13 protein-coding genes are annotated in these 14,062 nt (G+C 62.2%); all 13 read left to right on the top strand.

Features of this window, described 5'->3' with window-relative positions; translation table 11 throughout:
• Positions 1-21 precede the first annotated feature (21 nt).
• The 13 genes from ACSQ26_RS06680 (at position 22) to ACSQ26_RS06620 (ending at position 14,029) form a co-directional block, all read left to right on the top strand.
• Positions 22-1,281 (top strand): glycerate kinase type-2 family protein, encoded by a 1,260-nt coding sequence (locus ACSQ26_RS06680; protein WP_436007474.1) that lies wholly within the window; start codon positions 22-24, stop codon positions 1,279-1,281.
• Complete coding sequence (larA, locus tag ACSQ26_RS06675) at positions 1,278-2,576, top strand: nickel-dependent lactate racemase (RefSeq protein WP_436007472.1); 1,299 nt, start codon at positions 1,278-1,280, stop codon at positions 2,574-2,576. Before ACSQ26_RS06680 ends, larA begins: the two co-directional genes overlap by 4 nt.
• The gene (locus tag ACSQ26_RS06670; RefSeq protein WP_436007470.1) at positions 2,573-3,739 is read left to right on the top strand and encodes a LarC family nickel insertion protein; all 1,167 of its coding nucleotides are present in this window, start codon (positions 2,573-2,575) and stop codon (positions 3,737-3,739) included. The genes larA and ACSQ26_RS06670 overlap by 4 nt, the downstream gene beginning before the upstream one ends.
• Positions 3,732-4,505: an adenine nucleotide alpha hydrolase gene (locus tag ACSQ26_RS06665; protein WP_436007469.1), complete on the top strand. Its 774-nt coding sequence runs from the start codon at positions 3,732-3,734 to the stop codon at positions 4,503-4,505. The genes ACSQ26_RS06670 and ACSQ26_RS06665 overlap by 8 nt, the downstream gene beginning before the upstream one ends.
• The gene (gene larB, locus ACSQ26_RS06660; RefSeq protein ID WP_436007468.1) at positions 4,502-5,188 is read left to right on the top strand and encodes a nickel pincer cofactor biosynthesis protein LarB; all 687 of its coding nucleotides are present in this window, start codon (positions 4,502-4,504) and stop codon (positions 5,186-5,188) included. The genes ACSQ26_RS06665 and larB overlap by 4 nt, the downstream gene beginning before the upstream one ends.
• Before the next feature lie 242 nt (positions 5,189-5,430).
• On the top strand, positions 5,431-6,018 hold the full coding sequence (locus ACSQ26_RS06655) for a thioredoxin family protein (protein ID WP_436007466.1): 588 nt from the start codon (positions 5,431-5,433) through the stop codon (positions 6,016-6,018).
• 81 nt (positions 6,019-6,099) lie between these two features.
• Entirely contained in the window at positions 6,100-7,734 is a 1,635-nt protein-coding gene (locus ACSQ26_RS06650; RefSeq protein ID WP_436007465.1) for an FAD-dependent oxidoreductase, read from the top strand.
• A complete protein-coding gene (locus tag ACSQ26_RS06645; protein WP_436007463.1) occupies positions 7,734-8,060 on the top strand; it encodes a 4Fe-4S binding protein in 327 nt (108 codons plus the stop codon). The genes ACSQ26_RS06650 and ACSQ26_RS06645 overlap by 1 nt, the downstream gene beginning before the upstream one ends.
• A gap of 26 nt (positions 8,061-8,086) precedes the next feature.
• On the top strand, positions 8,087-8,923 hold the full coding sequence (locus ACSQ26_RS06640) for an ABC transporter ATP-binding protein (RefSeq protein WP_436007461.1): 837 nt from the start codon (positions 8,087-8,089) through the stop codon (positions 8,921-8,923).
• 17 nt (positions 8,924-8,940) lie between these two features.
• On the top strand, positions 8,941-9,849 hold the full coding sequence (locus ACSQ26_RS06635; protein ID WP_436007459.1) for an ABC transporter permease: 909 nt from the start codon (positions 8,941-8,943) through the stop codon (positions 9,847-9,849).
• A 44-nt stretch (positions 9,850-9,893) separates the two neighbouring features.
• Positions 9,894-10,919, top strand: coding sequence for an aliphatic sulfonate ABC transporter substrate-binding protein (locus ACSQ26_RS06630; RefSeq protein WP_436007457.1), 1,026 nt, complete (start codon positions 9,894-9,896; stop codon positions 10,917-10,919).
• A 272-nt stretch (positions 10,920-11,191) separates the two neighbouring features.
• Positions 11,192-12,700: an arabinosylfuranosidase ArfA gene (arfA, locus tag ACSQ26_RS06625; RefSeq protein ID WP_436007455.1), complete on the top strand. Its 1,509-nt coding sequence runs from the start codon at positions 11,192-11,194 to the stop codon at positions 12,698-12,700.
• A 54-nt stretch (positions 12,701-12,754) separates the two neighbouring features.
• The gene (locus ACSQ26_RS06620) at positions 12,755-14,029 is read left to right on the top strand and encodes an extracellular solute-binding protein (protein ID WP_436007453.1); all 1,275 of its coding nucleotides are present in this window, start codon (positions 12,755-12,757) and stop codon (positions 14,027-14,029) included.
• Positions 14,030-14,062 lie beyond the last annotated feature (33 nt).

Below are 14,062 nucleotides of genomic sequence, written 5' to 3'. Positions count from 1 at the left end.
CGAAATCGCAAGGATGATGGGATGGACATCCAGACACTTCTCAACGAGATGTTCGCCGCGGCGCTCAAGGCCGCCGATCCGTTTCACGCCATTCCGCCAATGCTGCCGGAGCGTCCGCGCGGCAGGACGGTGGTACTTGGCGCCGGCAAGGCATCCGCACGCATGGCGCAGGCCGTCGAGGCGGCATGGGGGCCATGCGAGGGGCTGGTCATCGTGCCGCACGGCGCGGCACTGCCGACGGCAGGTATAGAGCTGATTGAAGCCAGTCACCCCGTGCCCGATATCGGATCGGAAACCGGCGCACGGCGTGTTCTCCAGATGGCCCAAGAACTTGGACCCGACGATCTCGCCCTCTTCCTGATCTCCGGCGGCGGCTCCTCTTTGATGGCATTGCCGGGCGAAGGCCTCACACTGGCCGACAAGCAGGCCTTGAACCGGGCGCTACTCGCCTCAGGCGCGCCGATCAGCGAGATGAACGTCCTCCGTAAACACCTGTCCGCCATCAAGGGCGGTCGGCTGGCACTTGCCGCCGCCCCCGCCCGCTGCGTCACGCTGGTAATCAGTGACGTACCCGGCGACGATCTTTCGCTTATCGCCTCCGGGCCAACCGTACCCGACGAAAGCACCGCTGCCGATGCGCGCGCCATCGTTGAACGCGCCGGCATATCGCTGGCGCCAGCGGCGTCGGCATTCCTGAATTCGCAAGCCGCGGACACACCGGGCGCCCACCATCCGGCTTTCGCCCGAACAGAAGCGCATATTGTCGCCGCACCACAGGCCTCGCTCGAAGCAGCCGCCGCAATCGCTCGTGCCAATGGTTTCACGCCGATGATCCTCGGTGACGCGATCGAAGGCGAAGCGCGTGAGGCTGGCCGCGTCATGGCCGGCATCGCGCGCCAGGTCCGCAACCATGGACAGCCCGGCGACGCACCTCTGGCAATCATCTCCGGCGGTGAAACGACGGTGACCCTGCGCGGCGCGCCCGGCAAGGGAGGACGCTGCAGCGAATTCCTGCTAGGCTTCGCGCTCGCGGCGTGGGATCTGCCCGGCGTCAGCGCGCTCTGCTGCGACACCGACGGCCGCGATGGCTCCGAGCATAATGCAGGGGTTATCTGGGGCTCGGCCCAGCAAGCGAAGGCCGACCGGCGCAAGGCGTTCGATCATCTGTCGCGCAACGACGCCTACAGTTTCTTCGCCGAAATCGACGGACTGGTGATGACGGGACCGACGCATACCAATGTCAACGATTTCCGAGTGATCCTCGTGGAGGCATCGTCATGACAATTCATCTTCTCTACGGCCGCGATGGACTGGCACTCAACTTGCCGGCCGAGGCCCGTCCGCATTTGATCGAAAAGCCATCCTTCCCGCCCGCCGGCAGGCCGGAAGCACTGATCGCATCCGCCCTCGCCCAGCCGGTCGGCGGCAAGCCGTTGACGGAACTGGTGCGCGGACGTCGTTCGGCCTGCATCCTGATCTGCGACATCACGCGACCGGTGCCCAATCATCTCTTCCTGCGGCCGATGATCGAGACGATGATGGCCGCCGGCATTCCCGCCGACAGGATCACGGTCCTGATCGCCACCGGTCTGCATCGCCCGAATGAAGGCGCCGAACTGGAAGAGCTGGTCGGCGATCCCTGGGTGCTCGCCAATGTCAGGGTCGAGAACCATTTTGCCCAGCGCGACGAGGATCACGTCGATCTCGGCATCACCAAAGGTCGCGGCGTGCCGGTCAAGCTCGATCGCCGGCTGGTCGATGCCGATCTCAGGATCGCGACCGGGCTTGTGGAGCCGCATTTCATGGCCGGCTATTCGGGCGGCCGCAAGGTGGTGGCGCCCGGGGTCGCCGGCCACGAGACGATCCGCACCTTCCACTCCGCGCGCTTCATGGAGGACGTGGCGGCGCGCGAATGCAACCTCGCCGGCAACCCGCTGCATGAGGAACAGCTCGAAATCGTCCGCATGCTGGGCGAGGTCTATGCGCTCAACACCGTCATCGACGACAAGCGCCAACTCGTCTTCGCCTCCTTCGGCGAGATCATCGAGAGCCATCTCGCGGCCGTCGAATTCGTCCGCGGCTTCACCGAAATCCCCGTCGCGCGCAGGTTCAAGACCGTCGTGACGTCTGCGGCGGGCTATCCGCTCGACCAGACCTATTACCAGACCGTCAAGGGCATGGTGACACCGCTCGATATTCTCGAACCCGGCGGCACCCTGATCATCGCCTCGGGCTGCAAGGAAGGCATCGGCTCCCGGCATTTCCGCGAGGCGCAGGAGCGATTGATTGCCTTGGGTCCGGATGCTTTTCTCGCGACGCTTGTGGCGAAATCGCTCGCTGATGTCGATGAATGGCAGACAGAAAAACAGCTGAAGCCGATGCGCGCAGGCCGCGTCCAGCTCTTCACCGATGGGCTGAGCGAAGCGGACGCGGCGCTTACCGGCGTCGAACGCGTCGGCGACCTCACCTCGGCGATCTCTGCAGCGATAGCCTATCACGGCGACCCCGATATCGCCATCATTCCGGAAGGCCCTTACGTCGTGCCGATCTATCATTCCAATGGAGCGTCAGCATGAGCCTGCACGTCCATATGGATGCGCCGGGCGGCGTTGCGGGCGACATGTTTCTCGCCGCGATGCTCGATGCCTTTCCCGATCTTGAGGACGCGTTGCGCCAAGATCTCGCAGATGCCGGCATTTCAGAACACGCAAGACTTGAATGGAAGCCGATCCTCAAATCGGGCTTTGCCGCGCGCCATGTCCGGTTCGATATCGACAAGGCCGCGCCCCCGACACGGCACTGGCGCGACATCAGGGAAATGCTCACGCGCTCACGGCTCGAACCCGATATCCGCGACAAGGCGCTCGCCATGTTCGTGCATCTCGCGGAAGCCGAGGCCGCAAGCCATGCGATCCCCATCGACGACGTCCATTTCCACGAACTGGCCGACTGGGATTCGCTCGGCGATTTCGTCGGCGCCGCTTCGCTGATCGTCCGGAGCGGCGTGACGAGCTGGAGCTGCGGCGCCATCCCGCTGGGATCGGGCTTCGTCCAGACTGAACATGGGCGCCTGCCCGTTCCGGTGCCGGCCGTCACGGCCTTGCTCAAGGGCTTCCCGCTCGCACAGGATGATGCGGCGGGCGAGCGCGTGACGCCCACCGGCGCGGCCATCCTCAAGGAATTGATCGCCAAGCCCGGCGGACGCGCGCCGGCCGGCCGCCTGATCGCCAACGGCACCGGCGCCGGCACGCGGCAACTGGCCGGCGTTCCCAACATTTTTCGCGTGCTTGTCCTTGAGACAACCGACAACGCGCCGGAACTGATCTCGGACCAGGTGCAGCGGATCACCTTCGAGATCGATGACATGACACCCGAGGAGATGGGCGTCGCGCTCGACCTGATTCGCGCGGATGCCGCCGTGCTCGACGCCGGCTTTACGCTCGGTTTCGGCAAGAAGGGGCGACCGCGTTTTGCGGTGGATGTGATCGCGAAGGCCGGCAGCGCCGAAGACGTGGCGCTGGTCTGCTTCCGCGAAACCTCTACAATCGGATTGCGCTTCGCCGATATCGAGCGCCATATCCTGCCACGCGTGGAGACCGTCGGCGGCACGCTGCGCACCAAGCAATCCGACCGGCTCGGAGTCTTTACCGCGAAGGTCGAAAGCGATGATCTCGCCGGTATCTCCTCGCTTGCAGAGCGCCGCAGACTCGCGCGAAACGCGGAGCAGTGCGATGACTGACCCGGCCACGCGGCTCGAGCATGTGCTGGCGCGTTTTCCGCGCCTCGCGGTGGCGGTCAGCGGCGGTGTGGACAGCCTCACATTGGCAACCATCGCCGCACTCACCGTGCCGGATTTCGTTGCGGTCCATGCGGTCTCACCCGCGGTGCCGGTGCGCGCATCAGAGCGCGTGCGGGAAATAGCCCATCAACAGAACTGGCGCCTGATCGAGATCCGCGCCGGGGAATTCGCCGATGCGGACTATCTCAGCAATCCAGTCAACCGCTGCTATTTCTGCAAGAGCAATCTCTACAAGCGCATTGGGGAAGTAACCGACTTTCCGATCGCCGCCGGGACGAATCTTGATGACCTCTCGGATTTCAGGCCGGGACTGACGGCCGCAGGCGAAAACGGTGTCGTCCATCCCTTCGTCGAAGCCCAGATCGACAAGAAGACGCTCCGCGAGATCGCCGCCCGGGCCGGCCTCGGCAGCGTCGCCTCCCTGCCCGCGCAGCCGTGTCTCTCCAGCCGCGTCGAAACCGGTATCCGGATTTCGGAGCGCGACCTCGATTTCATCGACCGGGTCGAGCGGCTGGCTGAAGCGGCGCTGGGACCGGTCACACTGCGCTGCCGGATCACCAATGGCGGTGTCCGGATCGAAACCGATGTCAGGCTTCCACCAGCACTTGCCGACAATATCCGCGAACTCTGCGGCGCGGAAAGCCGCCCCTTCCTCGGCATTACGGCCTACAGCCGAGGCAGCGCCTTCTTGGGTGCGAAAACATGAAGGCGCATACGATGTTCGACTGGGAACGCGGTGAACGCACCGGCGTGCCGGAAGTGGTGCTCGCCGAGCACAAGAGTATTGAGCAGCTCTCCGACATCGCCACGGACGCGATCGATCGCGGGCGCCCGCTCCTCATGACGCGCCTGACGCCAGCGCAGATCGAGGGGCTCACACATCTGCCGCTGTCGTTCGATCCGCTCGCCAGAACGGCGACACTGAATGCCCCATCGCCCACGGCAGACGCCTGCGCGGTGGGGATCGTCACCGCTGGAACGTCCGATCTTCCCGTGGCCATGGAGGCCGCAAACAGCGCCGCTTTTCTCGGCCTCAAGCCAAGAGTGTTTGCCGATGTCGGGGTTGCCGGGCTTTGGCGGCTTCAGGGCGTCATCGATGAAATCCGGACATTCCCGATCTTGATTGCCGTGGCGGGCATGGAAGGCGCGTTGTTCTCTGTGCTTGCCGGGCTGGTCCGCGCGCCGGTAATCGCCGTGCCCACATCGGTCGGCTATGGCGTTGCCCAAGGCGGGCAAGCGGCGCTTCACTCTGCCCTCGCAAGCTGCTCGCCCGGTCTCGTTGTGGTCAATATCGACAACGGCTTTGGCGCCGCAGCGGCGGCGCGCAAGATCGCCCTGAGCTTCATGCAGTTCCAGACGCTGTCCGACGCGCCGGGGAGAGTCGGGTAGATCCCAGCGCTTGGCGTGCTCATATCCTGGCCAGGTTTTGGATTCGGCTGCGCCGTGAATCGGCTGGTCGCAAAACACCCAAAACAACCAATCCTGAAACAAGATTTCTCTTGATCGTCTGAAACGACGAAATTTTCGCCACCTCATACGCAACAAGAGAAATTTTATCCATCAGAATGTCTATTATTTTTATGTACTATATGTACGATATTAGGAGGAATTTGAAACCACTGGAGGGTGACATGCCGCAGACAGAATCCAATCCCATCGCCATCGGGACCAAGGCCGCCGATGTCCAACTGCCCGATTCCAGAGGGCGCGAACATCATCTCGTCGATTTCGAGAGCAAGCCCGCGCTGCTGGTCGCATTCATTTCCAACCGCTGCCCTTTTGTGATCCTTCTGCGTGAGGCGCTCGCCCAGTTCGGCCGCGAATATGGGGAAAAGGGCCTGCAGATCATCGCCATCAACAGCAATGATGCAGCCGCTCACCCCGAGGAAACGCTCGAACGGATCGGCCAAGAGGTCGATACCTACGGCTATACATTCCCCTACCTCAAGGATGAAGCGCAGGACGTCGCCAAGGCCTATGGCGCCGCCTGCACGCCGGATTTCTTCCTCTTCGGCGCCGACGGCACCCTCGTCTATCACGGCCAGTTCGACGATGCCCGCCCGGGCAACGGCAAGCCGGTGACGGGAGCGGATCTGCGCGCCGCCGTGGATGCCGTACTCGCCGGTTCGAAGCCCGCTGCGAGCCAGATCCCGTCGATCGGCTGCAACATCAAGTGGGAACCTGGCAACGAGCCCTCCTGGTTCTCGAAGGCCGCCTGAGGGCACGAGAGAACCAAGGGGCAGCGGCTCGCCATGGGCCGCTGCCTCCCCACCCCTGCGGCTGAGATGAGAGACGTGAGAATGACTTCAAGCCGAAAAAACCTCGACAAATCAGTCAATCTCCATCTCGAAGCCAATGTGCTGGTGATCGGCGGCGGCCCATCGGGCGCATGGTCCGCACTGTCCGCAGCCGAGAACGGCGCGAAGGTCGTATTGGTCGACAAGGGTTATCTCGGCACATCGGGGGCGACCGCGCCTTCCAACACAGGCACATGGTGCGTGGCACCGGGCGAGGACCGTGCCCAGATCGTCGAACGCCGCTGGCAGCGGACGGGCGGGCTTGCCGATCCACGCTGGATGCTGCGCTGCGTCGATCGCGCTTACGAAAATCTCCTCAAGCTCGTCGAGTGGGGCTATCCCTTTCCGAGCGAAGACGACGGCAAGCTCTATATCGCCAATCTGCGCGGCCCCGATTACATGGCCTTCATGCGCCGCCGGGTTCTACTCGCGGGCGTGACCGTGCTGGACCACCACCCGGCCCTCGAACTCTTCTCCGATGGCGAAGCGGTCACGGGTGCCGCGGGCGTCGATCGTCAGCGCGGCCGCGATTGGCGGGTCGATGCCAATGCCGTCGTGCTCGCCACCGGCGGCTGCGCCTTCCACGAGCGCATTCTCGGCGCCACCGGCCTGACCGGCGACGGCTACCTGATGGCGGCGGAAGCCGGCGCGATCCTCTCAGGCATGGAATTCACCGGCAAATACACGCTGGCGCCGTACGGCTCCTCGCTCAACAAGGGCCTGCCGTTCCGCTGGGCGACATTCCACCGCGAAGATGGCACGGCCATCATGAACAGCGATGGCGAGCCCTTGATGAACGGGATCGGCGAACGCGAACGCGATATCGCCAAGGCGATGATCGAGGCGCCTGTCTACGCCCGGCTCGACCAAGCCGAACCGGCCTTGCAGGATTGGTTGCGCCAGGGCCAGCCGAACTGTTTCGTGCCCTATGACAGGATGGGCATCGATCCCTTCAAGGATCTGTTCCGGGTGACATTTCGTGCCGAGGGCACGGTACGCGGCACTGGCGGCATTCGCGTCGCGGGTTCGGACTGTGCCACCGACGTGCCGGGCCTCTATGTCGCCGGTGATGCGGCTAGCCGGGAAAACATGACCGGCTCGACCTCCGGCGGCGGCGCGGTCAACTCGTCCTGGGCAATCGCCTCGGGCTGGTGGTCGGGCCACGGAGCCTCGCTTTATGCCAAGCGCCACGGCTCGCGCGGCGCCTTCCGTGCTGTCTCGAAGCCGCTCGGTGAAGCCGGCCTCCGCCCGGCCGGCAGCGTCAAAGCCGGACTGACCGCCAAGGATGTCATTTCCTCTGTGCAGGCCGAAGTCCTGCCGCTCGAAAAGAACTATTTCCGCGACGGCAGCCGACTTGAGGCCAGCCGCGAAAAGCTCGACGGGCTATGGAACGATGTGCGCCAGCATCTCTCGGGCGAAGGACCAGACCGGATCCGCGCGCGCGAAGCAGCATCGATCGCCGCCGCCGGGCGCTGGTCGCTCAAATCAGCGCTCGCCCGGCAGGAAAGCCGCGGCATGCATCGCCGTGCCGATTTCAAGGCCACGGACCAGGCCTTCACCCGCGCCGTGCTGGTCTCCGGCGTCGATGACATCCGCGTCGAGGCCACACCTGTCGAAAACCGCAAGGAGCGCGCCTGATGATTGAAGTCATCTCCGAAACCCGCTGCATCGAATGCGATATCTGCGTGAAGGTCTGCCCGGCCAATGTCTTCGACAAGACATCAGCCGTGCCCGTCATCGCCCGGCAGGATGATTGCCAGACCTGTTTCCTCTGCGAGATCTACTGCCCGACCGACGCGCTCTATGTCGCTGAATTCGCAGACGGGACGGTCGCGATCACCGAAGCCGAGGTCGAGAGCCGAAAGCTGTTTGGCAGCTATTCGCGCGCGCTGGGCTGGAAGCGCGGCAAGCCCAACGGCACCCAATTCGACCCGACGCACCGCATCCGCGTCGCACAGGTCTAGGCACGAGACAAGAAGGACCCATGATCATGGACCGCATCACCATATCAGACGTGCAGAAGACATTCCAACTGAAGCCCGGCCAGTTCATCAATGTCGACGGGCGGGACACCAACGCGATCACCGTGCTCAACGGCGTCGACCTGACCATCCGCAAGGGCGAGTTCATCACACTTGTCGGCCCGAGCGGCAGCGGAAAATCGGTGCTTCTCGACATCATCGGCGGCCTGACCGATGCCTCGCAGGGCGTGGTGAAGATCGACGGCAAGCACATCGTCAAGCCGGATTCCAAGACCGGCTATGTGTTCCAGCAATATGCGCTGTTTCCCTGGCGCACCGCGCTCGACAACATCGAATATGCACTCGAAGTGCGCGGCGTGCCGAAGAAGGAGCGCAGCGACAAGGCGCGCTATTTCCTGTCGCTCTTTGGGCTCTCCGGCTTCGAGGATCGCTACCCCAACCAGCTCTCGGGCGGCATGCAGCAGCGCGTGGCAATCGCCCGGGCGCTTTCGACCGATCCGGAAGTGCTGCTGATGGACGAGCCCTTCGCAGCGCTCGACGCCCAGACCCGTGAAATCCTCCAGACCGAACTCCTCCGCATCTGGGAGAAGATCAACACCACCGTAGTATTCGTGACCCACTCGATCGACGAGGCGATCTACCTCGCCGACCGCATCGTCGTCATGACGGCCCGTCCCGGCCGGGTGAAGGAGATCATCGATATCGACCTGCCGCGTCCGCGCGACGGCGACATCCGTTCCAGCACGGAATTCAACAATCACCGCGGCCGCGTCTGGGAGGCGCTCCGCGACGAAGTGAACAAGGCACAGAAGGACTGGGCGCTGTCGCCCGCCTACGCCGCCTGATCATCGAGGGAAACATCATGGCCTACGTCACCGACAAGACCGGCTTCGTGCCCGGCATCACTGCCCGCCCGCGAGAGAATTCGCGGACGTTGCCGTCAGCGCGGACAGCGCCCGTCGCCAAGCCCACAACACCAGCAAAATCCGCGCGCCGTCCCTTCCAGCTCGGTACGACCGGCTATGGCCTGCCTCTGCTGGCTCTGTTCTTCCTGCTCTGGGAGGTCGCGCCACGCCTCGGCTGGCTCAACTCGCTGTTCTTTCCGCCGCTCTCTGAAGTGATAGTCGCCTGGTGGGCGATGCTGCTCGATGGCACGCTGACGGCCAATATCGGCATCAGCCTGCAACGCGCCTTCATCGGCTTCGGCCTTGCGGTCATCGTCGCCATTCCGCTCGGCTTCCTGATGGGACGCTACAGCACTTTCGAGAAAGTGTCCGACCTACTCGTCCAGACACTGCGCAACACATCGCAATTCGCGCTTCTGCCGGTCTTCATCCTGCTGCTCGGCATCGGCGAGGAATCCAAGATCGCCATCACCTTCTATTCCTCGATCTTTTTCCTGCTGATCAACACGATCTCCGGCGTGAAATCCGTCGATCCGCTGCTGCTCAAGGCGGCGCGCTCCATGGGCACGTCCGACCTCGATCTCTTCCGCAAGGTGATCCTGCCGTCGAGTATTCCCCACATCGTCGCCGGCGCGCGTCTTGCCGTGAAGGCCTCGATCTTTGCCGTGATCGGCGCCGAGATGCTCGCCGCGAAATCCGGCCTCGGTTACCTGATCCAGCAGTCACAGCTGATGATGGAGACCGCCGACATGTATGCCGGCATCCTGACAATGACCATAATCGGCCTCTTCGTGAATTACCTGCTCGTCTGGTTCGAGCGCTGGGCCACGAGCTGGAAAGGCCCGTCCGACAGCGTGACCCACTGACACCCACGACGCTGCACATTAAGTTCAACAAAGGATCCCAACCCATGACAAAGACTCTCACATTGCTCCGCCGGAGCGTGATCAAGGGCATTGCCGCCGCAGCCCTCGGCATCGCCGCGTTCAGCGCTGTCGCTCACGCGGAGGACAAACCCGAAGTACTCCGCATCGGCACCACCGCGCCCGGCCACCTGAAGTTCGTCCTCGCTCGCCACAATGGCGCCTTCGAGAAAGAATTCGCCAAGGACGGCATCAAGGTCGAGCTCGTCGCCTTCACCAATGGCGGCGGCGAGGCACTGACCGCGCTGGCGACTGGCGCGATCGAAGTGACCTATACCGGCAATAATCCCGCCCTTCGCGCCGCCGCCAAGGGTGCCGATGTCAACGCCGTCGGCCTGTCGAGCTTCACCAAGAATTCCTCGACCACGATCATCGTGCTGAAGGATTCGCCGATCAAGACGCTTGTGGATCTCAAGGGCAAGAAGGTCGCCTACCTGCCCGGCACGGTGCGCCATTCGGTGTTTTCCAAGGCGCTCAAGCTGGTCAACCTGACGACCGATGACGTCGATTCGCTCAATCTCGATTTTGCCGCATCCGGCCCGGCACTGATCCGGGGCGATGTCGATGCCATTGTCGAATCCGACAGCTCGACCTCCAAGCTGATCGAAAGCGGCCAGGCGCGCGTCCTTCTCGACAGCAACAAATATCCCGAGTGGTCGGCGCCCTACATCATCTCGGTCAATGGCGAATATGCCAGGAAATATCCTGATATCATCAAGCGCCTGCTGAAGGTCGATATCCAGCTCGCGCGCTGGGCCGACGCCAATCCGGAAGACACGATCAAGATTTTCGTCGAGGAAACCAAGACATCGGAAAAATCCGTCCGCTCGACCTATGAAGGCGGCAAGTTCTATCAGGATCCCAGGATCACGCCCGAGGCGCTGAAGGCGCTGAAGGAAGAGGAAGCATTCATGAAGGAAGCCAAGCTGCTCAAGGGCGCGGTCGACTACGACACCTGGATCGATACCAGCTATCTCGACAAGGCCTACAAGGAAGTTGACGCCAACCAGTGAACGTTGAACACCTGCCCAAATGCCGCCGGGTTTGCGTCTGAGGACCAAACCCGGTGGTTATCGTTTTGCTGCGGGGTATCATCCTAGCCCCCGCGCAGGACAGTGGGGCACCATTCATATCGGATTTTCCGGTATTCAACTTATCCCCATTCTTCCAGATTATCGCTATCCGTGGATAAAGCACTTGACGGAGCGCATTTCCTCGCGCTTATAATGTCATACAAATGGATATGTACCGGAATATCAGGTACAAAGGCTTTCTGGGGAGGAACATGGAAGCTCGGGTCACGGCACACGCACGCTATACGATCGCCGACATCGATAAAAGGCTCTACGGTTCGTTTCTCGAGCATCTCGGGCGCGCCGTCTATACCGGCATATATGAACCCGGTCATTCGACCGCCGACGCAAACGGCATGCGCGGCGATGTTCTGGATCTGGTTCGGGAACTGAATACTCCTGTCTGCCGCTATCCCGGCGGCAACTTCGTGTCCGCCTACAATTGGGAAGATGGCATCGGGCCTAAGGATCAGCGCCCGACCCGCCTCGATCTCGCCTGGCGCACGTCGGAATCAAATCATGTCGGCATCCACGAATTCGCCACATGGGCCGAAGCGGCCAACACGGAAATGATGCTGGCGGTCAATCTCGGCTCGCGCGGCCTCGATTCGGCCCGCAGCTTCGTCGAATATACCAACCATCCCGGCGGGACCTACTGGTCGGACCTTCGCAAGAAGAACGGCCGTGCCGAGCCCTGGGATGTCAGGCTCTGGTGCCTCGGCAACGAGATGGACGGCCCCTGGCAGGTCGGCCACAAGACGGCCGCCGAATATGGACACCTCGCCAACGAGACCGCCAAGGCCATGCGTGCCTTCGACGACAAGCTCGAACTCATCGTATGCGGTTCGTCGCATTCGGAAATGCCGTCCTATCCGCAATGGGAAGCGACGGTTCTGGAGGAGACCTACGAACAGGTCGACTACATCTCGCTTCATATGTATTTCGAGAACTACGAGAAGAACACCGCCGAGTTCCTGGCTTTGCCCGAGAAGCTAGATCGCTACATCGGCACCGTCGGCGGCGTGATCGACTACGTCAAGGCGAAGAAGCGTTCCAAGAAGGACGTCAAGATCTCCTTCGACGAGTGGAACGTCTGGTATCACGAGCGCCGCAACGATTCCAAGCGCATGAAGGAATGGGACTGGCCGCATGCGCCAGTGCTGCTGGAAGACATCTACAATTTCGAGGATGTGCTGCAGGTCGGCTGCATTCTGAACACCTTCATCCGCCGGTCCGATGTCGTGCGCATTGCCTGCATCGCCCAGTTGGTCAACGTCATCGCCCCGATCATGACGGCGCCGGGGGGTGCTGCCTGGCGGCAGACGATCTATTATCCCTTCAAGTTCGCCTCGCTTTATGGCCGCGGCACTGCCCTTTCTCTCGACGTGACCTGCGCCGGCTACGCGTCGAACGTGGCGCCCAATGTCTCTTATCTCGACATATCGGGCGTGCATGATGGCGACGCCGGAACCCTCACCTTCTTCGCGATCAACCGGCACGGCAGCGAGCCGATGGCGGTCGACATCTCGCTCGAAGGGTTCGGGGCGGCCAAATCGGTCGAGCATACCTTGATCAAGCATCAGGACCTGGAGGCCAAAAACACCAAGGAGAACCCGGACAATGTGAAGCCTGTCAGCACGTCTGACGCGGTCCTCAGCAACAATGCGGTACAGGTAACCGTGCCGCCCTATTCCTACTCGATGATCAGAGTACGCTTGTAGATCAATATCCACGTTGCGGCGGGAGGCCGTATAACACATGGGAGGAGAATACAGATGCCGAGACTTATGACTTTGGCGAAGTGCATGGCTTTGGCTGCGGGGTTGTTCGCATCCTCCGCGCATGCCGAGGAAACCGTCGTGTGGTGGGACTTCCTCAGCGGCGGTGACGGCGTCCGGATGAAGCAGTTGCTTTCCGACTTCAACGCCCAACACCAGGGCAAGATCAAGATCGACGCGACGACGCTGGAATGGGGCACCCCCTTCTACGCCAAGGTGCAGACCTCGGCGGCTGTCGGCGAAGCTCCCGACATGATGACCTATCATGCCAGCCGGCTGCCGCTGGCGGTGAAGCAAGGCGTCGTGCAGGAAATCACGGCGGACGACTGGAAGACGATGGGCATCACCAAGGCCGATTATGCAACGGCCACCTGGGACGCAGTAACGGTCGATGGCAAGCAATATGCCGTGCCGTTCGATACCCATCCCATCGTGCTTTATTATAACAAGGACATCCTCAAGAAGGCCGGCCTGCTGACCGACGACGGCAAGCCGAAGGGCATGGAATCGCGCCAGGCCTTCACCGATACGCTCAAGGCTCTGAAAGCAGCCGGCGTAAAATTCCCGCTCGGCTCGGTGACCGCCGACGGCAACTTCATGTTCCGCACCGTCTATTCGCTGATGGGTCAGCAGGACGGGGAACTGATGACCGACGGCAAGTTCCTTGTCGGTGACAACGCCAAGAAGCTCGAAAACGCGCTTGCCGTGCTGCAGGAATGGACGAAGGAAGGGCTGCAGTCGACCTATACTGACTATCCTGCGACGGTGGCGCTGTTCACCTCGGGTGAAGCGGCGATGATGATCAACGGCGTCTGGGAAGTACCCACGATGACCGACCTCAAGAAGGACGGCAAGCTGTTCGAATGGGGCGCCGTGGAACTGCCCGTCATCTTCAACCATCCCTCAACGTACGCGGATAGCCACACCTTCGCCATTCCCGCCAACAAGGGCAAGGACATGACGCCGGAGAAGCGCGCGGCCGTGCTGGAGGTCATCAGCTGGATGGATAAGAACTCGCTCTTCTGGGCGACGGCAGGCCATATCCCTGCCTATGGGCCGGTCACTGCGACTGCCGAGTACAAGGCGATGCAACCGAATGCCACCTATTCGGTGCTGACATCCAACATGATCTTCGACCCCAAATCGCCTCTTGCAGGCATTGCCGGTCCGATGTTCGATGTGATGTCGAATTTCTTCGTCCCGACCCTGAACGGCGAAATGGAGCCGGCCAAGGCCGTTGAGGAAATCAAGGCCGGATTGGACGATCTTTGATCCGATCTGATTGCCGGGTCGTCGAGAGACGGC

Source organism: Rhizobium sp. LjRoot254 (genome assembly GCF_964254105.1).
Classification (GTDB): Bacteria; Pseudomonadota; Alphaproteobacteria; order Rhizobiales; family Rhizobiaceae; genus Rhizobium_E.
The sequence above is the reverse complement of the archived record's forward strand: the minus strand, read 5'-3'. Positions and strand labels throughout refer to the sequence as shown.